The 25,911-nt window shown below is 48.3% G+C and carries 25 protein-coding genes; 14 read left to right on the forward strand and 11 right to left on the reverse strand.

Translation table 11 applies throughout. From position 1 onward, the window contains the following. Nucleotides 1–67: 67 nt before the first annotated feature. Nucleotides 68–823, forward strand: coding sequence for a GerMN domain-containing protein (locus H6F93_RS25190; protein ID WP_190686922.1), 756 nt, complete (start codon nucleotides 68–70; stop codon nucleotides 821–823). 86 nt (nucleotides 824–909) lie between these two features. On the opposite strand, the gene H6F93_RS25195 is transcribed toward H6F93_RS25190, so the two are convergent. The 4 genes from H6F93_RS25195 to mgtE form a co-directional block, all read right to left on the reverse strand. Next, nucleotides 910–1,296 (reverse strand): ArsR/SmtB family transcription factor, encoded by a 387-nt coding sequence (locus H6F93_RS25195; RefSeq protein ID WP_190642672.1) that lies wholly within the window; start codon nucleotides 1,294–1,296, stop codon nucleotides 910–912. A 113-nt stretch (nucleotides 1,297–1,409) separates the two neighbouring features. Then, nucleotides 1,410–1,688, reverse strand: a complete 279-nt coding sequence (locus tag H6F93_RS25200; protein WP_190686924.1) for an Npun_R1517 family heterocyst differentiation transcriptional regulator — start codon at nucleotides 1,686–1,688, stop codon at nucleotides 1,410–1,412. A 976-nt stretch (nucleotides 1,689–2,664) separates the two neighbouring features. Next, nucleotides 2,665–2,970, reverse strand: coding sequence for a DUF6464 family protein (locus H6F93_RS25205; protein ID WP_190686927.1), 306 nt, complete (start codon nucleotides 2,968–2,970; stop codon nucleotides 2,665–2,667). Nucleotides 2,971–3,077: 107 nt separating this feature from the next. Beyond that, complete coding sequence (gene mgtE / locus H6F93_RS25210; protein ID WP_190686929.1) at nucleotides 3,078–4,481, reverse strand: magnesium transporter; 1,404 nt, start codon at nucleotides 4,479–4,481, stop codon at nucleotides 3,078–3,080. Between the two features lie 240 nt (nucleotides 4,482–4,721). Between mgtE and H6F93_RS25215 the strand changes: the two genes are divergently transcribed. The 8 genes from H6F93_RS25215 (at nucleotide 4,722) to H6F93_RS25250 (ending at nucleotide 12,436) form a co-directional block, all read left to right on the forward strand. Continuing rightward, nucleotides 4,722–5,156 carry a hypothetical protein gene (locus tag H6F93_RS25215; RefSeq protein WP_190686931.1) on the forward strand — a complete coding sequence of 145 codons (435 nt, stop codon included), beginning with the start codon at nucleotides 4,722–4,724 and terminating at the stop codon, nucleotides 5,154–5,156. Nucleotides 5,157–5,393: 237 nt separating this feature from the next. Continuing rightward, the gene (gene aspS, locus H6F93_RS25220; protein WP_190686933.1) at nucleotides 5,394–7,190 is read left to right on the forward strand and encodes an aspartate--tRNA ligase; all 1,797 of its coding nucleotides are present in this window, start codon (nucleotides 5,394–5,396) and stop codon (nucleotides 7,188–7,190) included. Then, the gene (gene petJ / locus H6F93_RS25225; RefSeq protein ID WP_190686935.1) at nucleotides 7,187–7,519 is read left to right on the forward strand and encodes a cytochrome c6 PetJ; all 333 of its coding nucleotides are present in this window, start codon (nucleotides 7,187–7,189) and stop codon (nucleotides 7,517–7,519) included. Before aspS ends, petJ begins: the two co-directional genes overlap by 4 nt. A 25-nt stretch (nucleotides 7,520–7,544) precedes the next feature. After that, nucleotides 7,545–8,387: a Tab2/Atab2 family RNA-binding protein gene (locus H6F93_RS25230; RefSeq protein WP_190686937.1), complete on the forward strand. Its 843-nt coding sequence runs from the start codon at nucleotides 7,545–7,547 to the stop codon at nucleotides 8,385–8,387. A 54-nt stretch (nucleotides 8,388–8,441) separates the two neighbouring features. Continuing rightward, nucleotides 8,442–9,314: an S-methyl-5'-thioadenosine phosphorylase gene (locus tag H6F93_RS25235; RefSeq protein ID WP_190686940.1), complete on the forward strand. Its 873-nt coding sequence runs from the start codon at nucleotides 8,442–8,444 to the stop codon at nucleotides 9,312–9,314. A 266-nt stretch (nucleotides 9,315–9,580) separates the two neighbouring features. Further along, complete coding sequence (locus H6F93_RS25240; RefSeq protein WP_190686943.1) at nucleotides 9,581–10,837, forward strand: aspartate aminotransferase family protein; 1,257 nt, start codon at nucleotides 9,581–9,583, stop codon at nucleotides 10,835–10,837. Between the two features lie 153 nt (nucleotides 10,838–10,990). Further along, entirely contained in the window at nucleotides 10,991–11,377 is a 387-nt protein-coding gene (locus H6F93_RS25245) for a nuclear transport factor 2 family protein (protein ID WP_190686947.1), read from the forward strand. Nucleotides 11,378–11,455: 78 nt separating this feature from the next. Beyond that, on the forward strand, nucleotides 11,456–12,436 hold the full coding sequence (locus H6F93_RS25250; protein ID WP_190686950.1) for a YegS/Rv2252/BmrU family lipid kinase: 981 nt from the start codon (nucleotides 11,456–11,458) through the stop codon (nucleotides 12,434–12,436). Between the two features lie 157 nt (nucleotides 12,437–12,593). Here the strand turns inward: H6F93_RS25250 and H6F93_RS25255 are convergent, their stop codons facing one another. Further along, nucleotides 12,594–13,892 carry a glycosyltransferase family 4 protein gene (locus H6F93_RS25255; protein ID WP_190686954.1) on the reverse strand — a complete coding sequence of 433 codons (1,299 nt, stop codon included), beginning with the start codon at nucleotides 13,890–13,892 and terminating at the stop codon, nucleotides 12,594–12,596. A 530-nt stretch (nucleotides 13,893–14,422) separates the two neighbouring features. Beyond that, nucleotides 14,423–14,554 carry a hypothetical protein gene (locus tag H6F93_RS34820; protein WP_277882018.1) on the reverse strand — a complete coding sequence of 44 codons (132 nt, stop codon included), beginning with the start codon at nucleotides 14,552–14,554 and terminating at the stop codon, nucleotides 14,423–14,425. Nucleotides 14,555–15,320: 766 nt separating this feature from the next. Here H6F93_RS34820 and H6F93_RS25260 point away from each other — a divergent pair. Then, nucleotides 15,321–16,586: a GTP cyclohydrolase II gene (locus tag H6F93_RS25260; RefSeq protein WP_190686957.1), complete on the forward strand. Its 1,266-nt coding sequence runs from the start codon at nucleotides 15,321–15,323 to the stop codon at nucleotides 16,584–16,586. Nucleotides 16,587–16,632: 46 nt separating this feature from the next. Here H6F93_RS25260 and fmt read toward each other — a convergent pair whose 3' ends face one another. Both fmt and H6F93_RS25270 read right to left on the reverse strand, forming a co-directional pair. Beyond that, on the reverse strand, nucleotides 16,633–17,652 hold the full coding sequence (fmt, locus tag H6F93_RS25265) for a methionyl-tRNA formyltransferase (protein ID WP_190686960.1): 1,020 nt from the start codon (nucleotides 17,650–17,652) through the stop codon (nucleotides 16,633–16,635). A gap of 71 nt (nucleotides 17,653–17,723) precedes the next feature. Further along, complete coding sequence (locus tag H6F93_RS25270; RefSeq protein ID WP_190686963.1) at nucleotides 17,724–17,963, reverse strand: hypothetical protein; 240 nt, start codon at nucleotides 17,961–17,963, stop codon at nucleotides 17,724–17,726. Nucleotides 17,964–18,318: 355 nt separating this feature from the next. On the opposite strand from H6F93_RS25270, the gene H6F93_RS25275 reads away from it, so the two are divergent. Continuing rightward, on the forward strand, nucleotides 18,319–19,146 hold the full coding sequence (locus tag H6F93_RS25275) for a hypothetical protein (RefSeq protein ID WP_242043612.1): 828 nt from the start codon (nucleotides 18,319–18,321) through the stop codon (nucleotides 19,144–19,146). Nucleotides 19,147–19,194: 48 nt separating this feature from the next. Here the strand turns inward: H6F93_RS25275 and H6F93_RS25280 are convergent, their stop codons facing one another. From H6F93_RS25280 to H6F93_RS25290, 3 genes are all read right to left on the reverse strand, one after another. Then, a complete protein-coding gene (locus tag H6F93_RS25280; RefSeq protein WP_190642686.1) occupies nucleotides 19,195–20,409 on the reverse strand; it encodes a DUF4335 domain-containing protein in 1,215 nt (404 codons plus the stop codon). Then, the gene (locus H6F93_RS25285; RefSeq protein WP_524538012.1) at nucleotides 20,406–20,975 is read right to left on the reverse strand and encodes a DUF3038 domain-containing protein; all 570 of its coding nucleotides are present in this window, start codon (nucleotides 20,973–20,975) and stop codon (nucleotides 20,406–20,408) included. The genes H6F93_RS25280 and H6F93_RS25285 overlap by 4 nt, the downstream gene beginning before the upstream one ends. A gap of 251 nt (nucleotides 20,976–21,226) precedes the next feature. Next, entirely contained in the window at nucleotides 21,227–21,511 is a 285-nt protein-coding gene (locus tag H6F93_RS25290) for a DUF427 domain-containing protein (protein WP_190686968.1), read from the reverse strand. Between the two features lie 277 nt (nucleotides 21,512–21,788). Here H6F93_RS25290 and H6F93_RS25295 point away from each other — a divergent pair, with 277 nt between their 5' ends. The 3 genes from H6F93_RS25295 (at nucleotide 21,789) to H6F93_RS25305 (ending at nucleotide 25,743) form a co-directional block, all read left to right on the forward strand. After that, on the forward strand, nucleotides 21,789–23,786 hold the full coding sequence (locus tag H6F93_RS25295; RefSeq protein ID WP_190686971.1) for a long-chain fatty acid--CoA ligase: 1,998 nt from the start codon (nucleotides 21,789–21,791) through the stop codon (nucleotides 23,784–23,786). 91 nt (nucleotides 23,787–23,877) lie between these two features. After that, nucleotides 23,878–24,327, forward strand: a complete 450-nt coding sequence (locus H6F93_RS25300; RefSeq protein WP_190642690.1) for a YlqD family protein — start codon at nucleotides 23,878–23,880, stop codon at nucleotides 24,325–24,327. A gap of 96 nt (nucleotides 24,328–24,423) precedes the next feature. Then, nucleotides 24,424–25,743, forward strand: coding sequence for a dihydrolipoamide acetyltransferase family protein (locus H6F93_RS25305; RefSeq protein WP_190642691.1), 1,320 nt, complete (start codon nucleotides 24,424–24,426; stop codon nucleotides 25,741–25,743). Nucleotides 25,744–25,911: the final 168 nt, after the last annotated feature.

Below are 25,911 nucleotides of genomic sequence, written 5' to 3' on the forward strand. Positions count from 1 at the left end.
ACCCCTTTCGAGTTAAATCAGGGCTTCCTCAACTCTCACGCTGTCTGTTATTCAGGAGGAACCTGCTATGCGTGATCATCAGCCATCAGATCAGCCAACCCATCAGTCACTAGAATCATCGGACTACCCACAGCCAGAGACAGAATCGTTTCCTGAAGGCAATCGGCTCTCTCGCCGTATTCCACTTGGATTACTCGCAGGAATATCTGCCGTCGTTGTGCTAACAGGCAGCGCTACAGCCTGGTGGACATGGAACTTTGCGGCTAGGAACGCTGACCCTAGCAAAACTGCTCCTGCTACCATACAGCCCTCCCCAGTGGAATCGCCTGCGACAAACGTTCCCATAGAATCACCTGCTGCTCAAGCACCTGAACCCCAGTCCAGCAGTCCCGTAAAAGAGCAAACTGCTGAAGTTTACTGGCTGGGTGTCAATGCTGAACAGTTAGAACTAGTCGCTAGTCCAGTTTCACTGCCAACTGATCAGCCTGATGAGGCACTGAAAGTAGTATTTGAAGATTTGCTCCAAGGACCAAGCGAATCAGCAGCGTTCTCCGAAATTCCTGAAGGCACTGAACTGCGCGAGGTAACCGTTGAGAGTGACGGAGTTCATGTTGACCTATCTGAGGACTTTACCGTCGGCGGCGGTAGTGCATCTATGACGGGCAGGTTGGGACAAATAGTCTATACCGCCACTAGCCTGGAACCAGAAGCCAACGTTTGGATCTCGGTAGAAGGAGAACCCCTAGAAGTACTAGGTGGAGAGGGTTTAGTCGTTGACCAGCCAATGACCCGTGAGGGCTTTGAGCAGAACTTTGCCCTCTAGAGCAATTTGCCAGAAGCACCAGCAATCCTAGATTTAGCTGTGAAGATGAGTGGGTTGTGAGAGTGTCTCCTTACCAAGGGACACTCTCACAGCCTATTTTGGATTGCTATAGTATCAGGCTGCTGTCTGCTAGTTAAGGTAAAGGCCCGGAAGTGTCTGGCCTGCTGCTCAATGCGGGTGGCAAGGCGATCGCACACCAAGCTGCACAATTCAAAAATCAGATCGTCTTCCACACTGTAGTAAGCTGAGGTGCCAACGCTGCGGCGGCTGAGAATGCCAGCTTGCAACATGACCTTCAAGTGTTTAGAAACATTGGCCTGACTAGTTGCAGTTGCCTCAACCAGGTCTTGAACACACTTTTCACCATCTCGCAGTGAGTTCAAGAGTTTCAGACGCATCGGTTCACTCAACACACCGAAGTACTCAGCAACTTGCTGCACAATTTCTGGCGGTACAGACTCGGCTGGTTTCATGCAAATCTAACCCCGAAAGGACTGATCCCAGATTGTACCAGTCAACCCATCTATGCCAATAGAGTAATAGAACACAAGCGGAGCACGTTCTATGTAGCAATACGAAAGGTTGACTAGGCTAAATCACTAGAATTGCGTAAACGGATAAGCTGACGGCGCATTTGGGGCGATGCTTCCACCTCAGGTAGCTCTTTTGCCTCAACATGGATCTGAACTGGTTCCAGATACTCGTCAGCTCCACAGGTGAACGCATCTAGCAACATTTCTAGAAGCTCCTCGCGATCGCACAGAACGCCCTTCTCCTCAATCAGCCTGAACTTGAGGCGAATCTCACAATCGTAGACACCAACTTCAGTGCTAACAGGCTGATACTCTAAAGAACTAGATTTCATCTGAGAAACAGCACCTGTTGTGCTGCGATTAAGAGGGTAGTTTCCAGATCTGGTTCAACAAAAGTTTCATCAATTTTGCTTTTGCAATTGACCTGCCTTTAAAGACTTACTGCTTAAAGATAGGGACTTCTTGCTGTGCAGGGCTTGGCGTTTGTTGCTTAGACTTAAAGTAGCATTCCCTTGAAGATGATTAGATCCGCTAATTAGCTGAATTCAAATTACTTGATTGTTAAAGCTTTTATATTGAATCAGCGGTAGCTTCACCATTCCCTAACACAAATAGATCTGTATCGTCGAATTAGTAATGAACGCTTACTAACGCTATTTTCTACTCTTCAGGCTAGGGCATTCGTAAAATCTCTGTAAGGACTCTTTAATGCCTTTACAGAGGCTTTAAACCAGATTTTAGTTGGATATTTAACTACCTAGAAAGTACCATTTTGCCGCCTACGCTTGGTTCTCAATAAGTTTGGTAAATTAGACATCTCTGCCTTCGGATAGCTTCAGACCCCGCAGGGTACCTGAGTTGTGCCGAATGTATGGGTAGGGCATTTCTCAAACTGCAGGTGAAAAGATGTCCTGGTTCAGACCATTATGATATGAAAACAAACGTTAAATACGCCTGGTTCTAGCCTCTTTAATGCAGGTTCAATCAAGCAGCCGTCGCCACATTTTACACTTGACTTAAGCTTGTACTGATCAACAACTTAAAGCTGAATGTACTTTTTTTGACACTTTGCTTTTCCAGCAAAGCAATCTGTTACAAACACCTTGCTTTGCTAATAGCGAAACTGGCTTCAGTGTTTAATTCAGTAGTAATCAATTTTCTGATACAGGCATTAGCAGGGTAACTGAGAATTCAATATGGTACAGGTAGGACTTATGCTACATCGAATGGTTAGCAGTCCAGCTTTGATTTGAAACAATGTGTGAAGAAGACGAAAGAAGTTGGAGGAAGGGTAGACTCTCAACCCTTTCAGCAAGTCCATTCCTTGGGGTGGTAGTGTGAACAATCCTGGCAAGGCCCAAGTGGATTTACGGCGCAGCGAATATAGCTGGAGCGGGCATTAAATTGGCAGGTAATGTCACCAATGATGTAACCCATTCCTTCCACATAGTGTTGGTCAGGGGCAAGATGGAAATTGGGCAGACCCCGACTGGCAGTTGAGTGAAGGGCTAACCGAAGTCTCTCTTGGGCTTGAGTGTCTACGCGACGCATGACCCAGATTGAGAATAGGGAAGGGGTCAAGCCAAGAATGAGAATTAGGAGTGCAACTAACACGGCTTTCTGGTTTGACGATGGAGCTAAGTGAACGAGCAGGACTGGATTCTACCTACTTTCTTGTCCTTAAGTGGGGAAAAGCTTTTGGACTTATTCTGAATCTAACGCTATTGAATCTGCAAGATTAGCCGCGCCAGGTTGAGATAAATCAGGACTCCCAATACGTCTACGGCAGTTGTGATGAATGGAGCGGACATTAGTGCGGGATCAAGACCGATAGTCTGGAAGAGAAACGGTAAGGTTGATCCTGCAACTGAAGCCAGAATTGAAATGGCAACCAGGCTAACTCCAACAGCGATCGCCACAACCCAGCTTCCTTGAAGCACATAGGCCCAGACCAGCACGACCAGTCCCAGCATTAAACCCAGGAAAGTTCCTGCGATCGCCTCTCGACGAATCACCCGCAGGGCTTTTTTACCCTGAATTTCATCCGTATTTAGTCCTCGAATCACGACAGTGGAAGATTGTGCACCAACATTTCCACCCGTACCGATCAGGAGAGGAATAAATGCTGCTAGTGCTACAACCTGCTGCAAAATTTCCTGCTGACTGCGAATTACAGCACTGGTCGCAGTATTCGTAATCAGCAGCACAAACAGCCAAACAACCCGTCTGCGAGCTACAGTCAGCAAATTCGTTTGGAAATAGCTGTCATCGCCGGACTGCACGCCACCCAAGGTATAAATATCTTCCGTTGTTTCCTCTTCCAGGATGTCGAGCACGTCGTCTACGGTGATGATTCCGACTAGACGCTGTTCTGCATCGACGACGGGCACTGCGAGGAAGTCATAGCGTTGAATGATTCGAGCCGCTTCTTCTTGATCGGTGTCGGTATGGACGTAGACGATTTCACGAGTCAGGACATCGCCAATCTTTTGGTCTGGTTGGGCCGTCACTAGGGCGCGGAGGGAAAGGGTACCGATCAAACGACGGGCAGCATCAGTGACGTAGAGGTAGTAAATGGTTTCACTGACGTTAGCTAGGCTGCGGATGCGTTCAAGGGACTGAGCGACTGTCCATCCTTCTTTAAGGGAAACGTACTCCGGAGTCATAATTCGTCCGGCGGTGCCCGATTCGTAGCCTAACAGCAAGGCTGTAGCGCGACGTTCTTCTAGGCTAAGCTGCTCCAGGATGCGAGTAACGACTTTGGCAGGCAACTCGTCAAACAGGCGCACTCGATCGTCGGGCGACATTTTATCGACGATATCGAGTACGTCTTGCCGCTTAAATTCTTCGATCAGCGTTTGCTGGACGGTGGAATCAAGATATTCGTAGACTTCAATCGCCTCACTTTTGGAAAGTAAGCGAAAGGCGATCGCCTGCATTGGTTCAGGCAGTCCTTCGATCGCTTCAGCAATATCCGCAGGCTGAACGGGTACGAGCAGCGCTTTGGCTCCGATCAGGTTTCCCTGTTCCAAAAGAGCCTGAAGTTGCGATCGCACCAATTCTCGCAATTCTCTACGAGAAAAACTTTGAAGAGCAGTGGATGAATTGTCGTTGTCGATAGTCAATGCTCTAAATTTTTTCCTCTATGAGTCTGTGCCTATTGTGGCTCTACCCATAATTTCCCATAACGTTTGTTGCTTGACTACAGCAACCGCTCATCAATTTGGTAAACCAGTGTAGGGTTTGCAGGTTCTTACTTTAGCCCGATGCTATCAATTCTGTCGGAAGTTAGTTTGAAAGTGCAGCCGTCATCACTCTTGAGATGAAGTTTGCCCAGAACTGATGTGACTAAAGGAGAGAGGCACATGAACTCTGAGACTAGAACCCCCGAAATTACCGCAATTACAACGACTCCTGAAACAACTGCGGTCGTGCAAATTAGTCCTGAGACGGAGGCATTGGTAAAGCAGGAAATGCCAAACAAGCCAGAAGAGGCTCAGCGTGAAACGATGGCTTTGATTGAAGCTATCAAAAGACGTGCTCAGCTGTCAGTGCAAGAAGCGAGGGATGTGACGCTTGACTCTTACCTGACAGCAGTTCGGCAAGCTAGAGAAGCAGTGGAGCAAAACAAGCCCCTAGTCGATCCGGTGCAAGTTGAAAAGTCGGTTGAATTAGTCCAACGACAGGCAGAAATGAATTGGAGCGTGATTGTTTCCGAAATTGAATCTTTGGGGGTGCAATTAGTTGACGCAGCCAGGGATGCTTGGAATACGTTGATGAATTCAGACCACAAGCGTTAATCAAGAGATCTTCGAGGAGTATGGGAACGAACGGACGTTCGTTCCCACTCAGCTACTTTTAAATGGAGCAGGAATTGTCCGGAGATCTTGTCGGGGAGAATCTTTTGCAAAGGCAAGGTGAATTGCCTCCCTGCCGGAGCGAAAAGAATAGGACTCTGATTTTTCTGATCGGGATCGCAACGAATGCTAGATAATGGAAGGGTTTTTACTTAGGCCCTTCAGTTTCAACTCATAGCCATGCGAACCCATTACTGCGGTCAACTCCGACCTGAACATATTGGAGAGACGGTTACTCTATTTGGTTGGGTAGACCGTCGCCGCGATCATGGCGGAGTCATTTTTTTGGATTTACGCGATCGCACTGGAATTGCCCAGATTGTCAGCGATCCCGAACGTACGCCTGCTTCCTATGAAACCGCAGGTGATTTGCGAAACGAATATGTAGTCAAAATCACAGGGCGCGTTACTCGTCGTCCTGATGAATCGCTGAATTCTCGCATTCCCACAGGCGAAGTCGAGGTATACGCTGACCAGATTGAACTGCTGAATGCGGTACGAAAACAGTTGCCGTTCCAGGTCTCCACTGCTGATGCGGAACCTGTGCGAGAAGAACTGCGGTTGAAGTATCGCTATCTCGATTTGCGGCGCGATCGCATGACGCGAAACCTGCAGCTGCGCCACCAGGTTGTCAAAGCCATTCGCCGTTACCTGGAAGATCAGGAAGGTTTCATCGAAGTCGAAACCCCAATGCTGACACGCTCCACCCCAGAAGGCGCACGAGATTTTCTATTACCGAGTCGGGTCAATCCAGGAGATTGGTTTGCGCTGCCGCAGTCGCCACAGCTGTTTAAGCAAATTTTGATGGTGTCGGGGTGCGATCGCTACTATCAAATCGCCCGCTGCTTCCGGGATGAAGACCTGAGAGCAGACCGTCAGCCCGAATTTACTCAACTGGACATGGAGATGAGCTTCATGTCGCAGGAGGAAATTCTTGACCTGAATGAAAAATTGGTCTGCCACATCTTTAAAGCAGTTAAAAACATCAACATCTCGCGCCCGTTTCCACGACTTACTTATGCTGAAGCGATGGATCGCTACGGCTGCGATAAACCCGACACTCGTTATGATCTGGAACTGGTGAACGTTTCTGATCTGGTCAAAGATTCTGGCTTTAAGGTGTTTTCGGCGGCTGTTAGCAGTGGCGGAATTGTCAAAGTTCTGCCGATTCCGAATGGCAACGCCGCGATTTCTAATGTGCGAATCAAACCCGGTGGCGATTTGTTCAAAGAAGCCAGTGAAGCTGGAGCAAAGGGGCTTGCCTACATTCGAGTGCGCGAGGACGGTGAAATTGACACGATCGGAGCCATTAAAGACAACCTCACCGACGCACAGAAGCAAGAACTGTTAAGCCGCACCGGAGCCGCCCCAGGGCACTTGCTGCTATTTGGTGCAGGGGATGCCGCAACGGTAAACAAAACGCTCGACCGCCTGCGTCAGGTCGTAGCGCGTGAACTGAAGCTGATTGATCCCGACAAGATTAACTTGCTCTGGGTAACAGACTTCCCCATGTTCGAGTGGAATGCCGACGAGAAACGGTTGGAAGCCCTGCACCATCCCTTCACTGCCCCCCATCCTGACGATGCTCACGACCTGAAAACTGCCCGCGCTCAGGCGTATGACTTGGTCTATAACGGCTTTGAAGTGGGTGGAGGCAGCCTGCGAATTTATCAGCCTGATTTGCAGCGACAGGTCTTTGAAACAATTGGTTTGTCGCCCGAAGAGGCATACAGCAAATTTGGTTTCTTGCTAGAAGCGTTTGAGTATGGCACTCCGCCACATGGAGGAATTGCTTACGGGCTGGATCGACTGGTGATGCTGCTGGCGGGTGAAGAGTCAATCCGAGATGCGATCGCCTTCCCTAAAACCCAGCAAGCTCGCTGCCTCCTCACCAATGCCCCCTCTAGTGTTGACGAAAAGCAGCTAAAAGAACTGCACGTCGCTTCAACCTACAAACCCAAACCTAAAGCCGAATGAAACGAATCGTCACGGCGATCGCCCTGATGCTGATGATCTGGACTGCCCTTACTCTTCCGGTTTGGGCAGCCGACACTGCCAACGGTGCCCAAATTTTTGAAGCGCATTGTGCAGGCTGTCACATTAACGGTGGCAACATCATCCGGCGCGGCAAAAACCTGAAGTTGAAAGCGCTGCGGCGCAATCAGATGGATTCACTGGAAGCGATCGCCCAAATTGTCACCAACGGCAAGCGTCCGATGGCAGCTTATGGCGATCGCCTCACCCTCGAAGAAATCGAAGACGTTTCAGCGTATGTGCTGGAACAAGCAGAGAAAGATTGGAAATAAATAAGCGTTAGGAGAGCCAGACAAAATGACGGTTTGGCAAGCTGATTTTTATCGTCGTCCATTGCAGAATGAGGCAAAACAGCCGCTGTGGGAACTAGTGGTCTGTAACCCTGAGCAAACTTTTTCAGCTCAAGCATTTTGTCCGCAGCCAGAAGCAAATTCTGCCTGGATCGCAAATCAGCTATTGCAAATGGCAGGCAGCTCTAAAAACCTACCTCAGCAGATTCAGGTATTTCGCCCTCAGTCAGTCAGCTTAATTGCAGCCGCTTGCCAAGCCTTAGAAATCGCTGTAGAGCCAACCCGCCGCACTCCTGCTTTAAAACAGTTACTTCAACAGCGGGTTGAGGACTACCGCAAGCTGGAAGGTTACACCGGACAGCCCTACGAGCCTGTCAAACTAGAACAACCGCCACCCGTGCCGTTGCCCGAAAATCTGTGGGGAGAGCAGTGGCGATTTGCGGCGATCGCCGCCTCTGACCTGGAATCCAGCTTCAAAAACAGACCCATTCCCATCCTGCAAATGCCCGAAGCGCTTCTGCCAGTCAACTTACAGCTTGCCTCCACGATTTCGGTACCCGGTGTGGTAATCGATGGCGGCAGACAGTCAATGCGTCTAGCACGGTGGCTGCAAGAAACTTGCCCAGTCTCACTCAACTACATTCCAGGCGAGCCCAATGGACTAATTCTAGAAGCAGGACTGGTCGATCGCTGGGTAGTCACTACTTTTGATGATCAGGACGTAATTTCTGCCGCTCAAACCTTTCAACAGCGGCAGCAAACGGCTCAAGGACTGCACTTTTTGCTAGTTCAACCCGATGATTCTGGTATGACCTACAGCGGGTTCTGGCTATTAAGGGCAGAACACTAGCAGCTTTTCCCGGTAGAATGGCTTGGCATTGCAGCAAAGGGCAAAAAAGCAATTATGGCTGACGTAAAGATTGGGATCATGGGTGGCAGCGGTCTTTACAAGATGGAGGCACTGCGAGACATCGAGGAAGTGCAGATTGATACGCCCTTTGGTGCGCCGTCTGATGCTTTGATCTTAGGGACGCTAGACGGAACGCGAGTGGCTTTTTTGGCTCGTCACGGACGCAATCACCACCTTTCCCCTTCAGAGCTACCCTTTCGGGCAAATATCTATGCAATGAAAAGCCTGGGAGTGGAATACTTAATTTCCGCTTCGGCAGTCGGTTCTCTCAAGGAAGAAGCCAAGCCGCTGGACATGGTTGTGCCTGACCAATTTATCGATCGCACCAAAAATCGAATTTCCACCTTCTTTGGTGAAGGGATTGTGGCACACATTGCCTTTGGTGACCCAATTTGTCAAAACTTGGCGAAAGTTCTGTCAGAGGCGATCGCCAGCCTCAATTTCCCTGACGTTGTGCTGCATCGCGGCGGCACCTATGTCTGCATGGAAGGGCCGGCTTTTTCAACCAAAGCAGAATCCAATCTCTATCGCAGCTGGGGCGCAACAGTGATTGGCATGACCAATTTGCCAGAAGCAAAGCTAGCCAGAGAAGCAGAAATCGCCTATGCAACCTTGGCTCTAGTAACTGATTACGACTGCTGGCACCCCGATCACGACAGCGTGACTGTAGAAATGGTCATCGGCAACTTGATGAAAAATGCAGTTAACGCTCAGCGTGTGATTCAAGAAACGGTGCGTCGCCTTGGTCAAAACCCCCCTTCCTCAGATGCCCATTCTGCGCTGAAATATGCCATCATCACGCCACTCGACAAAGCCCCATCTGCCACAAAAGAAAAGCTGAGTTTGCTCTTGCAGAAGTATCTGTGAAGCCATGATTTCGACAAGACTTTAAATATCGTTGAAATGTCATTGAATTTTCACAATCAGCAGGAGAGTGCCCTAAAGACGCTACATCAGTGCTTTGAAAGGTTTCATGGCGATCGCAGCTAACTCTACAGCAGAAACAAGTAACTTACAATCAGACTTAGCCCTAAATCTAAACTCTTGATTTAGCCAACCTTGTATTTCCAGGTTGTGTTTCTAACTCAGTTGTTACCATTGTTTGAATTGTTTCCCCAGCAGAGGAAAAGCCGATGAGTCCAGCAGAAACCCTCGTTTCATCTCCCGTCGCTGTCGCTAGCCCCAGCCCAGCCGAGTTTGACGAATATGTCATGTCAACTTATGGGCGCTTTCCCCTTACCTTAGAGCGAGGTGCAGGCTGCCGCGTTTGGGATGCTGATGGGCGAGAATATCTGGATTTTGTCGCTGGCATTGCTACCTGCACCTTAGGTCATGCTCACCCAGTTTTGGTTGAAGCCGTGACGCAGCAGATTCAGAAGCTGCATCATGTTTCCAATCTTTACTACATTCCAGAACAGGGTGAGTTAGCGAAGTGGCTAGTGCAGCACTCCTGCGCCGATCGCGCCTTTTTCTGCAACTCTGGAGCAGAGGCAAATGAGGGTGCAATCAAACTCGCCCGCAAATATGCCCACACGGTTCTAGGAATTGACAATCCGACTGTTTTGACCGCCCACGCTAGTTTTCATGGACGCACCCTGGCGACCGTCACCGCTACCGGACAGCCAAAATATCAAAAGAATTTCAATCCGCTCGTTCCAGGTTTCTATTATGTTCCCTACAACGATATTCGGGCATTAGAAGAAGCGATCGCCCAACTCGACAGCAGAGAACGGCAGGTTGCTGCAATCATGTTGGAGGGGCTGCAAGGTGAAGGTGGTGTTCGACCTGGCGATCTAGCTTATTTCCAACGGGTGCGACAGATTTGCGATGAAAAAGGCATTTTGCTAATTCTCGATGAAGTCCAGGTGGGTATGGGTCGCACTGGTCACTACTGGAGTTACGAACATCTAGGAATTGAACCTGACATTTTCACCTTGGCAAAAGGCTTGGGTGGTGGCATCCCAATCGGTGCTGTGTTGTGCAAGTCCTTCTGTGATGTCTTCCAACCGGGTGATCATGCCAGCACATTTGGCGGCAATCCATTTGCTTGTGCCGTAGCTCGCGCAGTTTGCCAAACCCTAGAGCAAGAAAACCTGCTAGAAAATGTGCAGGAGCGAGGTAAGCAATTGCGTCAGGGACTGAGTGCACTCGCTCAAGCTTATCCGCAAGCGATCGCTGAAGTCCGAGGTTGGGGTTTGATCAACGGTCTGGTCTTGAGATCAGACATCCATTTAACCTCAGCGGACGTTGTGAAAGCTGCAATGGCTGAAGGATTGTTGCTAGTTCCGGCAGGTCCAAAGGTTGTTCGATTTGTGCCGCCGCTGATTGTCAGCGCCGCTGAAGTCAGTCAGGCATTGCAGGCAGTGGAGCGATCGCTAGCTGCACTCTAGTCAACGATCAGTTTTTAAGAATAAATCCACAAATCTAGCCAGAGAGTGAGAAAAGGGCGATCGCTTCTTCCTCGCTCTCTACTCTTGGATGGACAGAACTCAAGACCTTCTTGCAGTACACTGAACGGATTCCCAGTTAAACTGCGGCCTTTAATGAGCGACACACAAGCTGTGCTAGCTGTAAATCAGGCTTTCTATCGTGCTTTTGAAAAAAAGGACATCGAAGCCATGAGCCGCGTTTGGTCAAAAGGTTTAGGTAGTCTCTGCATTCATCCCGGAAGAGGGGTCTTGAAAAGCTGGGATCAAATTAGCGTTTCCTGGGAGCAAATTTTCAAAAACACAAGCTACTTCGAGATTGAAACGGACGTCATCACTATTGAAATCAGCGACAATCTTGCCTACGTTGTGCTGACTGAAAGCTTGCTTCAAATTGTTCGAGGCAAAAGGCTTGAAGCGCAATCAACGGCAACTAATATTTTTGAGCGCATGTCTCAGCAATGGTATCTCGTGCATCATCACGGTAGTCCTCTCGTACAGTAATCCGTTGCTGTAACGACAGGTCCATTGGGGTCAATCTTGTTCAAGCACAACTGTCGTACCTTGCTTTAGGAAGGTCGTATGTCTCGTTCCGCATGTCTAATTTTTAATCCTGTTGCAGGTCAGGGCAATCCAGATCAAGATCTGGCTAAAATTTTGGAGATTCTAGAGCCAGAAATTGATCTAGATATTCGCAAAACAACAGAGGATGTTGATGCCGATCAGCTTGCTGCTGAAGCGGTAGAGCGAGGTGCAGAAATGATCATTGCCTCTGGCGGTGATGGAACGCTATCAGCAGCAGCAGCAGCACTAGTCGGCACCAAGATTCCTTTTGGGGTAATCTCACGTGGAACAGCTAATGCTTTTGCAACGGCTCTAGACATTCCAAACACCATCGAAGCAGCATGCCAAACCATTTTGGGAGGCTTTACTCGAACTGTAGATGCTGCCTACTGCAATGGTAAACCAATGGTTTTACTGGTTGGCATTGGGTTTGAGGCTGAAGCCGTCGAACGTGCTAACCGTGAAGCAAAAAATCGGTTTGGTATGCTGGCATATGTGTTGGCAGGACTACAGCAGCTTCGTGACCTAAGTAAGTTTGATGCAGAAATTGAAACCGAAGATAAAGTGATTCGTGTTTCAGCTGCATCTGTTACGGTAGCAAATGCTGCACCACCGACCTCAATTTTGGCTCAAGGTCCTGCTGGACTTATCGTAGATGACGGACTATTAGATTTGACGGTTGTGGCTCCCCAGAATGTGGCTGGGGCGATCGCCGCTAGCTATCACCTGCTTCAGTCCGCACTTAACGAGCATCCAGCGGAACGCCCCGATATTGGCTACCTACGAGCTAGAAAAATCAAAATCACCACAGATCCTCCCCAAAAAGTTGTGCTGGACGGTGAACTGGTGGGTAGTACTCCGGTTGAAGTCGAATGCATTCCCGCTGGGCTCACAATTTTAGTTCCAGAAACCGCAGTAGAAGTTCCTGTCGAACACCTGGATGGGTTACCTGATGTAGAGGTGATTCCAAAAAAGGGTGAAGTAGAGGAAAAAGGTTAACAGCCATAAGGATCAGGGAGAACGCTTATATTCCCCCTAATCCTTAGTGGAATACAAAGCACGGCATACAGCAGTGACGCAGTGCGCCGCTGCTGTATGCCGTGTAATTAAGGATAACTATAATCATCCCCACGAATAGGTTTGCAGCTTGCAGTCTTTAAGCATCAACGACAGGTTTCTTTACACCAAAAGCTGGTAGCGCTTTGAGCACATTAGAATTTCCAGCCGGATGAGCCACAACTTGAGCAAACAGAGCTTCGTAGCGGCTTAACGCCTGCTCAAACTCATAATTCTCCATTGCGTACTGCCTACCCTGTTGCCCTAACTGCTCTGCCTTCTGTGGATTCTGATATAACTCCAGAACGGCATCAGCCAAAAGCTGAGGTTGCTGAGGCGCTACCACAACGCCGCCCCCACTTTGCTCTACGGATCTTGCTGCTGTTCCGGTTAATGGCACAGAAGCCACAATTGGACGTCCGCTTGCCAATATGACCTGAGTTTTGGAAGGCATATTGAACGAAATCACATTCCGCTTTTGCACAATTAACCCTACATCTGCTGCGGCTAGCATTTCTGGCAATTTCTTACGCGGTTGAAAAGGCAGCAGTTTTACATTGGTTGTTTCTTTCGACTCGCAATATTTCTGCAACTGCTTTAGAGCCTTTTCTTCCCCCACAATGACAAAGACGATTTCGGGAATATGTTTCAACCGATTAGCTGCATCTATGACTGTCTCCAGTCCTTGAGTCAGAGCGATGTTGCCAGAATAAAGAGCAACAAATTTGCCCTCAAGCTGGTGAGCTATCCGGAAGGGGTTATTTTCCTTCGGTAAAGGTTGAATGAAATTAACGTCTACCCAGTTAGGAATGCAGGTGATTTTTTCGGCAGGTACACCTTTACCAACCAGGTTCTCTGTAAATCCGTCCGTGATAACGCTAATCGTATGAGCCGTTCGGTAAGCAAACTTTTCTAGAGCTTCGAATACGCGAATTGCAACCTTATTGGTTAGCAGACCCACATGCACTGCCGCTTCGGGGAGAATGTCTTGCAAATTAAGAACGACAGGACAAGAGTGAAACCAAGCCAGCAAGGCAGCAGGAACGCTGACTGGCAAAGGTGGAACGGTCAGCAAAATAACGTCGGGTCGCCAACCCCTGAATGCCTGAATCATGCTGGTAAGAACGAAACTGCCGTCCAGCATGACTCGCGTTACCAGACCAGGTTGAGGGCGTACCCAGACATAGCTACGCTGAATTGTAACCCCATTCTTTTTCTCCGTGAGATACCACTTGCCCCGATATTCCTTGTAGATTTGGCGCTCAGGATAATTGGGCATTCCTGTGATAACTCGGACTTCATGTCCCCTCGCTGCTAACCCTTCGGCTAGCTCGGTCATAAGGGGAGCAATACCGATAGGTTCAGGATGATAGTTGTAGGAGTAGATTAGAATCCGCATAAATGTAGGCTCTAGTAGGCTCTAGATTAAACTGACGAGGCTCTCGGCTCAGCAGTCTTCTTTTGGGGCAACTGAAAGTAGACTCTGAGATGTTGCGAGGGTATCACCGACATTAAGGCATTAGTTATACGGTCGCGTATTCAGTAAAATCTCAGAAAAATTCTTGAGACACTGTTGATGTTGCTAGTAGAAACCATAACTATGATTAGTTTCTAAGGAAACTTCTGGAGCTTGGCTTCAGGGAATCTTTAGGCTCTGAGTTAAGTCTTTAAAGATTTGAAGAAAATCAAGTATTCCCGAAAACACCTGAATTCTAGACAGCAACACCTGGCTATTTTGAGTTTGAGCAGAACAGGCGTGAAATAGGCGAATGTCCATGAACAGCCCCGATGAGTGGTTATTTATCGCGGCTTTTGAGGTTTAAACTCTTCTGGTATCGGTGGAAGTTTAACTGCAATATTTCGTAAGAACTTATGATAAAAGCCTTTTCCACAAAGCTTCTCTAATTCACTGCATTCTTCATCTACCGCTCATAATTCGCAGACTAGTTTAGATAGGCGTGATGCTAATGGCGCGATCGCCATAACCTCTTCACTCACGGGTGCATCTCTGCTGTTGTTAGGAGCGCTGCGGGAGGCGGGTTGATTCGCTTTATTCTTCATCCCGTGAGTGGATTTGCTGCAGGTACGGGCTATAGCCAAATTGGCGTGGCAAAACACTCGCTCTCAGGCGCAAATTACCACAGCAGTGTTGCCCCCCTCACTAAGCAGAATTGTTGAGGGAGAAGGGTGAGCAGATTTACATTCTCATCGCCTCTTTGCTCAAGCACTAGAGAAAATGCGGCAGCAACACCCGCAATCAGCAGCAATATTTCAGGAATTCATCATTTCTCTGTTAGCAAACCGTTTCAGCCAGGCTCATTGAGAAATCAAAAATCTTCGCTCTTAATGCCACTTTTTACCGTAAAGACTGGCTGTTGTAGCGATCGAAATCTATAAGCAAAGCCATTCCCAGCTTTAGCTACGGCTGCTAGAATACTACCTTCCACAGGAATTTGATCAGCAATTATTCTGCGAGTTGAGTACACGACAAAAATTAGAAACCGCTCAAGACCTTGATTTTGACTTGTATGGGCAGTTCAAAATTAACTGGGAGGTTGCATTTTTCTCCTGTAAATCGCACAGCTAGACCGCGCCACACCTCATTCGCTGTACAGCGCGCCTCCAAGTAGATTTCACCTGTTCTTGACACTGAAGTTTTTCTAGTGAAAAACTCTCGGCCCTAAAACCAGATCTAGCTGATCTACTTGAAATGCTTTAGCAAGCAACTGAGAGGTTTAGCGACAAGTTCACAGAAGCAGTTCTTGAAATTTCTTGAACCGCAATTTCTTAGCAGCAAATTCTTATCAGGGCAGCATTTAGGAGATCTATGTCAGAACAATCAGCCGTTTCAAAACCCAGTCACATCGTTTTAACCTCTCACCCCAATCGATTTGGTCCTAAACCCACAGCTATCTCTTGGGGAGACGCAGACCCCTTGAAACGAGGACCAGTTGTGGCGACCTTAACCAATTCTGCCCATCGCAATGTAATTGGGACTCACTCTGGTTCTTATGCCCTCTATCGGGCCTTGGCAGTCGCGAGTGGCGTGCTGCAATCTGGTCATCGGGCTGATTTAACTGATACCTCTCCGACAGTGCGGATTGGACCCCATCCTAGTTGGGCTGATCCAGACAAAATTGTTGCTCTAGATCCGTTTGGCGCTTCTGTAGGCGAAGTGTTTCAGCCTTTTTACGAGCAGGGCTACGATATTCGCCCAACGATCGCCATCACCAAAGCTCACATCAATATGCCGGAACTGCAAGAAGCGGTTGCTAAGGGGCGCTTGCAGGTAGATGGCAAAATTATGAAGACAGGTGGCGATTTAGTTGTCACAAAGGCAGCCCTTGAGCCAGTCTGGTATCTACCCGGAATTGCCAAACGGCTCAAAGTCGATGAAGGGGTCTTGCGTAAAACCTTGTTTGAGCAAACAGGTGGAATGTTTCCAGAACTGGTAACTCGTCCGGACTTGCTGGTTTTCTTACCTCCGATTGGTGGCATTACCGTCTACATGGTGGGAGATCTGGACGCAATTACTGATCCGCAAAAGCCGCTGACCGTGCGGGTACATGATGAATGCAATGGGTCAGATGTATTTGGATCTGATATTTGTACCTGCCGACCCTATTTGGTGCATGGAATTGAGGCTTGCATTCAAACGGCTCAAGCAGGCGGAGCTGGAATAATCGTCTATTTTCGCAAGGAAGGTAGAGCCTTGGGTGAAGTGACCAAGTTTCTGGTCTACAATGCCCGAAAACGTCAGGAAGGGGGCGATCGCGCCGATGCTTACTTCGCCCGCACCGAATGTGTTGCAGGTGTGCAAGACATGCGCTTTCAAGAACTCATGCCCGATGTGCTGCATTGGCTCGGAATTACCCGAATCGATCGCTTTATCTCCATGAGTGACATGAAATACCGGGCGATTGTCAATTCTGGCATTGAGATCATCGAGCGGGTGCCCATTCCCGAAGAACTGATTCCGGCTGATGCCAAAGTAGAAATTGAGGCCAAAAAAGCAGCAGGCTATTACACCGAAGGAGACATACCGGATGCAACTTTGCTTGCTCAGGTTCAGGGACGGGGTTTGAGTGATTGAGGTTTTTGATTCACGGGTTACTGGTTGTTGCGCGAATGACCAGTAACTAACCATTTTCTAGCTTTTCGCCGATTTGCAAGCGGGAGCCGTTAATGAAGTCCCATCCGGACTGCGATCGCCTACCTGCCATCTGCACTTCGCGCAGGAGCAGCAATCCTTCCCCTGTCTGAATCAAAGCTCCCTGATTCTTCAGCAACCCCACAACAGTTCCAGGAGTAAGAGAATCGTGTTGCTGGGAGGCTTGCTCTAGCAGACTTTCCCATTCGGGTTTTATATCGTGCAACTCAGCCGGAAGCAACGCGTGATACGTTGCTACCAGTGGCACGGTAGCTGTAACTTTTAGTACTGTTCCTCGAAAGGTCGCAACGCAGTTTGGGAAGAATCCTCGAACTTGATTGTGCAGGGCGATCGCCGGACGTGACCAATCTAGCTGATAGTCCTGCTTTTGAATCAACGGCGCATAGGTAGCCTGAGCATTGTCTTGAGGAATAGGTTGAAGCGATCGCTGCTCTAGTCCAACCAGTGTCTCTACTAGCAAGTCAGCCGACACTGCCGATAGAGTTTTTGCCAAATCTAGAGCCGTGTCTAACAAGCCAATTGGTGTAGTCGTTTTGAGTAGCATTGCTCCAGTATCCATGCCCGCATCCATCAGCATGGTCGTGATCCCCGTCTCCATCTCGCCATGATAGAGACTCCACTGAATTGGAGCCGCGCCTCGATATCTAGGCAACAGCGAACCGTGTGCGTTGATGCAGCCTAACCGAGGCATGTCCAAAATTTCTTGCGAAAGAATCTGTCCATAGGCCACAACGACAAAAGCATCTGCCTGACTTGTTCGCAACTTCTCCAGAGTTTCGGCATCTCGCTTGACGCTGCGCGGTTGCCAGACTGGAAGCTGATGCTCAACTGCTAACGCTTTGATCGGAGAAGGAATGAAGTCATTGCCACGTCCTCGTCGTTTGTCAGGCTGAGTCACCACCGCAAGCAACTCAAATTCAGGCTGGGACAGCAATCGCTCCAAACTGGGCACCGCAAACTGAGGAGTACCAAAAAAAATAATTCGCATGAGCCGGGATCAACAGTATGGGTGCCAGGAAAACAGAGTTTGAGACTGCTTTATTCCGAAAATCCTAAAGATTAACTTCGAATATCCCTGATTAACGCTTCAGATCGCTGAAGTACTTTTTCGAGAATGGGCGTTTCTTGGATTTGCGCGGGGTGAACCTGAGCAACCGCTATGCCCAACAGTCCTGCAAAACTGCCGCCCACTGTTAGCAGCAGCAGCCGAAAAATTAACACCAGGAAAGACCTGCCCCCACCGGGCGATCGCTGAGGAGATTGGCGTTCCGTTGCTTGAGCCGTTGAGGATCTAGTCATATTTCGCGACCTCATGCACAGATTTCCCTGTTGTGATGCTACCTCAACTTTGGACAAGTCCAAAAGCTGAGCGTTAATTTTCCCAGCTTTGCGGTCAAAATCGCACGATTTCTACTAGTTACCTACCTGCCTACAGACCGACATTAGCAACATTACATCTGTTGAAGAGTTTAGAGAATTCATGCATTCACGAGCCTTACAGTTGCTATACATAGATCAAGGAAAGATAGAACGAGAACAGCCTTATGTTGGTTCGGGTGTCGCATCTCACCACAAATCCGTCGCCCAGAGACTTAACTTAATGCGCCAAATCAAACTCTGCTTAGGATGGTTGTTCCCCCGAACATCATCTCAATTGGCTACCGTCTTGTTATTGGTGTTTCTATTAGGCTCCCGCTCCGTCTTAGCTAGTCCTGAAGCTGTTCCGGCTGCTGAGTCGCCAGCTTCCCCTATTGTTCCTGAAAATTCTGTCTCTGAAAGTCCTATGGCGGAGCCGTCAGTACAACTTGACCCACTCAATAGTCCCTATCCAGTTCCCTGGAATTGGGTTTTAGCAACTCTGGCTGAAATAAGTCGGTCAAATACTTCAATCCTGCGTTATTACCGCAGCCAGTCGCTTATTTCTCCGGATGGTGAATATGCGGCTTATAGTCGCATTCAAATGCAGGTTTCTCCTCAATTCACTCAGAGTCGAGTTAGCAGTGTTTTGTTTCTGGAGAATTTGAGGACGGGTGATTTGCAGACGATTACTGCATCTTCTCCCCTAGCAGATAACCCCTTTGGAAACGGAAATCTCACTCCTGTAGAAGTTGAGGCGGGGGGGATTGCCATCTTGATTCCAGTTGCCTGGTCTGAGACGGGCGATCGCATCCTGGCAAGAGAGTTTGAGTCGTTGTTTGGCTCTGATATTGCTTCCGACTATGCCGTCGTTTGGGATCGGCAGCAAAACCGCACTTACACCGTTGCTCCCACTCGCGTTCAGTACACAAACGCTGTTTTATTGGGCTGGAGTCAAACGCATCCTGGGCGGGTTCTTTTTCAAGCAGGCAACCTGGGTGATACCCAAACCATGCTATGGGCAGTAGATTTTAGCGGAAGCACCACCGCCGCCATCGAAGACCAGCCCGTCACTTTTGGACGAGTGGCAAACAACATCTGGGCGGGGCCTCAGGCACATCGATAGAAACTGGAGAATCTTTGAGGGCGCAAAAATCTTGCGCCCTTTATGTATTTATATCAACAGAGAAACAAGGCTCTCTAGAGGTGATGCATTGGCAGCAGGTCGTCCATTCCAGGGACTGACCTCAATGACTCCGTCAGGTCTAAACACAACTCGAAACTGACCAATGGGTTCCTGGTTTGGCGCATCTGCATCAATTGGGTTGTATCGCAGATCTGCAAGAGGAGTTAGGTCAAAGTAGGTGATAGCGGCTTCGTTGACTTGCTTTACTCCGAGAATATCGCCATTCTCGGCAACACCAACCCGATAAATGAGTTCTTCATCCAGTCCAGCATCTCGATCAGTCCAGGCTGCATCAAGCTGATCTCGCAACTGCAAGGTCATTTCATCGAGCCGATCTGGGTCAGAAATCTCAGGAGCAGCATCTAGCAGTGCTTCTAAATCTGCAGCAGCTAAAGATTCTCCAACTTCTGTTGTTTCAGAAACATCATCAGGTGGCTCTGCTCCAGAATCAGACAGCTCAGAATCAGAAAGTTCAGATGCGTCATCAGCCACTACAGGTTCTGGTGAAGCAGTTGTTGCAGTTGGGGGTGACTCGGTTGCTTCTTCAACACTGGCATTCGCAGCCGGAGAAACTTCTGTAGACTGTTCTGTCGTTGTCTCTGACTCTACTGGTCCTCTTTGCGGCACAGGCACAAAGAAGAGGGCGATCGCTGCAACTGCCAGCCCAGAAACTCCCAAAGCAGCTGGCATTGCTCGTTTTGTTATCGGTTCCTGCGATGCAACATATCGTTTAGAAACAGGAGTTAGATTAAGCGATAAATCCGGTAGTGTTTGGCTATCCGCAAAAAACTGATCAATCGCTTCAACCAGATCAAAAAGTTGAACGGTTACCAAATCAAGCTGGATCGGAGTCGCAGAACTCTGAGCCTGACTACCATTTCTCGATTCAGCCTGAATCGTTAGCCGGTGTTGATTCTGGTTGATCCGCTGAAGATGTACCAGGTTTGGCTTGCCCGTTGCATGAGAAGGATGAGGCACCCCACTTAAAAATTCTTGAGCATAATTACTGACGGCTGTGATTAGACTCTCAAAGAATTCTCTACCCCCTGTAAGGGGTTTCTCAAGGTGAGTAAAATGGCACTCAGCACTGACCAACTTAGAAACTAGTGGACGACCCGTTGTGCTGCTAGCGATCGCCTCATCTGGCCATCCTTCAAGGACCAGCTTACAGTTCGGTAAACTATATTGACGCTGAATCGTCATGCCACATCTCCATCAAACAAGCTGCTCCAGAGCCGCTGTGTACCACCCGTTCCTGTGCAAAATAGAAGTTGGCTCAAAAGCTTCATCGCGAGTTCGTTTAGCTTTTCATCAGTGCTATATGCCATTACGCCTGCTCGTTTAGGGTTCATCCGAGAGCGAAAGTGCGCTCTAAATCGCTCTAGATACTCAGACAGGCGGAAATGATGATCTAGGGATAGCTGTTTTTCTTGCAACTGCTGATAAGCCAAAAGCAACTGACGAATTAGAACAGTTAGCCGTCGTGCCAAATGACAGGCAATCAGAACTAATGCTTTTGCTTCTGTTAGCGTAAGCGGACGGCGCTGACTATTGCGTCTCAATGGGTTGGTGCTGCGTAGCCGCCACAGAGATACGCGATTTTTCACGATTCCCTGTAGTTCAAGCTCTTTAGCAGCTATGAGTAGAGCCTCAGAACCACCAAGGTCTAACGCTTCGATCGCCAGGATAATAAGATCAATTTGTAACCGCGCCCGACGAGGACAAACCTCATCCAACACAGGAGGGTTGGGTAACGAATCCAGAATCATAGGAGGTGACTGGGCGGGTGGACTATATACTTTCATTACCCTCACGGAGATGTTCAGCAGAATTCTATCAAACCACGATCTACCTATTCCTGGATTCAGACCTTGGATCTGTTATTCCGGTCACAAATGTTTGACAGTAACACTTTTTATCCGGGAATGTCAGTTTGCTGGATGGCATCACAGACAGCAAGTTAGACATCAAGATACCCAAAAGCCAGCTTCACAGCACCAACTTAAGGACTCATTTGGGGTTAAGCTTCGACCTGCACACCGCGCCAAAATGCTACGTACCCTTCAATATTCTTTGCAGCATCTTTAGCGCTGGGGTAGTACCATGCAGCATCCTTATTGATTTGCCCATCCACCTCAATGTTGTAGTAGCTTGCAAGCCCTTTCCAAGGGCAGGTCGTATGAGTGTTGCTAGGCTTAAAATATTCCGACTTGATCGAGTCAGGAGGAAAGTACTGATTTCCCTCGACTACTTCGCATTTGTCGCTTTCTGCTAAAACGATACCTTTCCAAACTGCTTTAGCCATATAAATTCTCCTAATAACACGCTTTGCTATCCTATTCTAATTCCGCTACCTATCAGCATATTCATAGCCTATTATTCGGACAGCGATTCTAAGGAGCAACTCTCCTCGCTGGCAGGCTGCGTTCGTGACCTAATCTGCAAGATGGAGAAGTTGCAAGACGGACGGATAGGGTTCTGTCCTTCCCAATTGACTATTCTAGCGCTGCAAGAAGTAGGGTAGTTTAGAAAAATCGCAATCCCCTTAGAGACTTTAACGGCACTTTACGGAGCTAGTCACGATGAATCGCCCCACCAACTCCGGTTCTACATTCGCTCTAAATACTGCTACACCGTCTGGCTCGGCTGGCATCTCTGAAAGTCGCCCTAACGACTTTAGTGCAGCTCAGTCAATTCCCGAAATTTGGGCGATCGCAGCTCAGCGGAAAGAGGTGGCTAGCCTGGTTGCACTTCATGATCCTCATGTGAAACCAGAGGTAAGCATTACCTATGCAGAGCTGTGGCAGCAGATTCAGCAGTTTGCAGCTGGATTGCAGGCACTGGGATTGCGGGAAGGGGAACACGTTGCCCTGTTCTCAGACAATAGCCCTCGTTGGCTGATCACTGATCAGGGCATGATGACGGCTGGCATTGTCAACGTAGTGCGTAGTGCTCAGGCAGATCGAGAGGAGCTACTGTTTATTCTTGCTGATAGCGATAGTGTGGCGATCGCAGTTCAAGATCAGGCTACCCTTAAAAAACTCTACTCTGACCTTAACCCAGATCAGATTCGACTAGCAATTGTGATGTCTGATGAAGCGGTGGAGCAGGGCGATCGCCTCAAAACTTTAACTTTTTCCCAAGTTCTAGAGTTAGGAGCTAAGCACTCGCTTCAGCCAGTCAGCACGAATCGAGACACGCTGGCTACCCTAATGTATACCTCTGGGACTTCCGGAACACCTAAAGGAGTAATGCTGACCCAGGGCAATTTGCTGTCCCAAGTCACAAATGCGGGAGCCGTAGCCCAGCCTCAACCTGGAGAACGTGTCCTCAGCATTCTCCCGATTTGGCACTGCTACGAGCGCTCCTTTGAATATTTCATCTTCTCTTTTGGCTGCACCCAGATCTACACCAATATTCGTCAAGTCAAGCGAGACCTCAAAGAATTTCACCCCCACTACATGGTCGGTGTGCCTCGCCTCTGGGAATCGATTTACGAAGGAGTGCAGAAGCAGTTTCGAGAGCAGCCTGCAAGCAAACAGCGGCTTATCAACTTCTTCTTAGAAATTAGTCAACGCTACATAGATAACCGCCGAATTGTTCAGAAATTAGACTTAGAGAACCTGAATCCCTCTGCTGCAGAGCGGTTTGGGGCAGGGCTAAAACTACCTTTCCTGGCATCATTGCATCGCTTAGGAGACAAGCTCGTCTACCAACAGGTTCGGGCAGGCGTAGGGGGAGAAATTAAGTTTGTTGTGAGTGGTGGCGGTTCGATCGCCATGCACCTGGAGAACTTCTTTGAAATCGTCGGGATTCAGATTTTAGGCGGCTATGGTCTAACAGAGACTGCTCCTATTACTCATGTTCGTCGTCCTTGGCGCAATATTAGAGGTGCTGACGGTCAGCCAATTCCTCAAACTGAAACCCGCATCGTTGATTTAGAAACCCGTCAACCTCTTCCTGCTGGACAACAGGGAGTTGTTTTGATTCGAGGTGCTCAAGTAATGCGAGGCTATTACAAAAATCCTCAGGCAACAGCTAAGGCGATCGACTCAGAAGGTTGGTTCGATACGGGCGATCTAGGTTTAGTCACGGCTGAGGATGATCTGGTAATTACAGGGCGAGCCAAAGACACAATCGTTTTGACAAACGGCGAAAATATCGAGCCGCAGCCTATTGAAGACGCTTGCTTACGGAGTCCCTACATTGACCAAATTATGCTGGTCGGGCAAGATCAGCGATCGCTAGGTGCCTTGATTGTTCCTAATCTAGAAACGCTAGAAAAATGGGCAGCCACTCAAAACCTACAGCTTCAGCTTCCTGATCAGGAAAACACTGCATCTCTAGCTGCGACTCAAATCAGCCTTGAAAGAAAACAAGTCCAGGACTTGTATCGGCAAGAGTTAACTCGTGAGGTCAAAAATCGACCTGGATATCGTCCCGACGATCGCATCGGACCATTCCGGCTTGTCTTAGAGCCTTTCTCTATCGAAAATGGCACCATGACTCAAACTCTCAAAATCCGTAGACCCGTTGTGATGGAACGCTATCGCGATATGATTGACGGGATGTTTGTCTAAACTGTACTGGTTGTGCTGCTCAAGAACAGCATGGCTTCGCTCACATAATTTTTGTCTCTAATCCTCAAATTGTTTCCTTGACCTAAAACTCATGGATGTTTCTAAATCCCATCTGCTCTTAAAACGAGTTGTAAACGTAAAAGCCCTTGTCACTCCTTTGTGGAAGGAGGGAATGCAGCAACAGCTACAGGCCCAAATTAACCAGTTAGACGGTCAACTGCAACAGTTAGAGAACCAGGGACAGCGCATGACGGCTGAGCTACAAAAGCAAACCTCTCAGCCCGCCGATCCAGCGATCGCTCAACAAATTGGCAACATTCAAGTACAAGTTAACCAAAAGAAGAGCGAGCTTTTAGAACAGAAAAATCGAATCCTTCAACAACTTCAACAAGTACAGCTTGCAGAACTGGACAAGGAAGTGTTGCAGCTCCAAGTCGAAGGCTTTTTCCGTGTAGAAATTGGAGACAATCTGTTCGACAAAATGCGCGTAGAGATACTTTTACGCGATGGAGTTGTCCAAGAAATTCGAGGCGATGCATAGCCTACTCGCATCCTAATTTCTGATCCTTGAACGACCCAGATCACGATACAATTCGATTCTGCTATCCATGTTGTTTTAATTGTCGCAAAGCTACTCATGATTCACGAAGTTTTCATGCCCGCCCTTAGTTCCACTATGACAGAAGGCAAAATTGTCTCCTGGATCAAATCACCTGGAGACAAGATTGAAAAGGGCGAAACCGTAGTTGTTGTTGAGTCTGATAAAGCAGACATGGATGTAGAGTCCTTCTATGAAGGCTATCTTGCAACAATTGTTGTGCCTGCAGGTGAAGTTGCTCCTGTAGGAGAGGCGATCGCCCTAATAGCTGAAACAGAAGCTGAAATTGAAACTGCCAAACAACAAGTTTCTGGTAAAACCAAAAGCAGCCCGACATCAGCATCTACTCAAGATCAAACAGAACAAGCGGCGCCAGTGGCGATCGCGGTTCAGCCTGAAACTGAACAAAACGGCTCTTCTAAAGCTGGTAACGGTCGAATTGTTGCATCTCCTCGTGCCCGCAAACTAGCTAAAGAATTAAAAGTTGATCTAGATATTCTCAAAGGCAGTGGTCCTCATGGTCGAATCGTAGCAGAGGACGTTGAAGCAGCAGTTGGAAAAACGAGCCAGCCAACTGCTGTACCCACACCTTCAGTTATTGCACCAGTAGTCCAAACGACTACCCCTGTATCCCCCACTTCTGCAAAATCTGCAACTCCTGCTATTTCTGCGATTCCCACTGCACCAGGTCAAGTTGTACCGCTAAATACTCTACAAAACGCAGTAGTGCGAAACATGGTTGCGAGCCTTCAGGTTCCAACCTATCGAGTGGGTTATACAATCACTACCGATAGCCTAGATAAAATCTACAAGCAGATCAAATCAAAGGGTGTAACTATGACTGCACTGCTAGCAAAAGCAGTCGCAGTCACACTGCTAAAACATCCATTACTGAACGCTAGCTATACTGAACAGGGCACTCAATACAAACCTGACATTAACGTTTCAGTAGCCGTTGCTATGGATGATGGCGGTTTAATCACCCCCGTGTTGAAGAATGCAGATCAAGTTGATATCTATTCCCTATCACGTGCTTGGAAAGACCTAGTTAATCGCTCCAGGACAAAGCAATTACAGCCTGATGAATACACCTCCGGCAGCTTTACGCTTTCAAACTTGGGAATGTTTGGAGTTGATCGATTCGATGCAATACTGCCGCCCGGACAAGGCGCTATCTTAGCGATCGGAGCATCACATCCGCAAGTTGTTGCCACCAAAGATGGGCTACTAGGTGTGCGACAACGAATGCAAGTGAACATTACCTGTGACCATCGAATCATTTATGGTGCTCACGCAGCAGCGTTCCTCCAAGACTTAGCAAAACTAATTGAAACTGACCCTCAATCTTTAACGCTATAGAGTTTAGGTTGCAATTAACTTATAAACCTGAGGTTGCAAGTTAAGCGTTTCAACCGGCGTTGTTGCATGATTGAGAATTGAGCCAATCAAGTTCTAAACTAGGTTGAGATTAAGCTTTAACTTCATAGCTATCAGGCTTTGCAACTTGGATCATGCGATTGAGAGCAG

Origin of the sequence: Leptolyngbya sp. FACHB-671 (genome assembly GCF_014695745.1) — a bacterium.
Lineage (GTDB): Bacteria > Cyanobacteriota > Cyanobacteriia > Elainellales > Elainellaceae > JAAUTN01.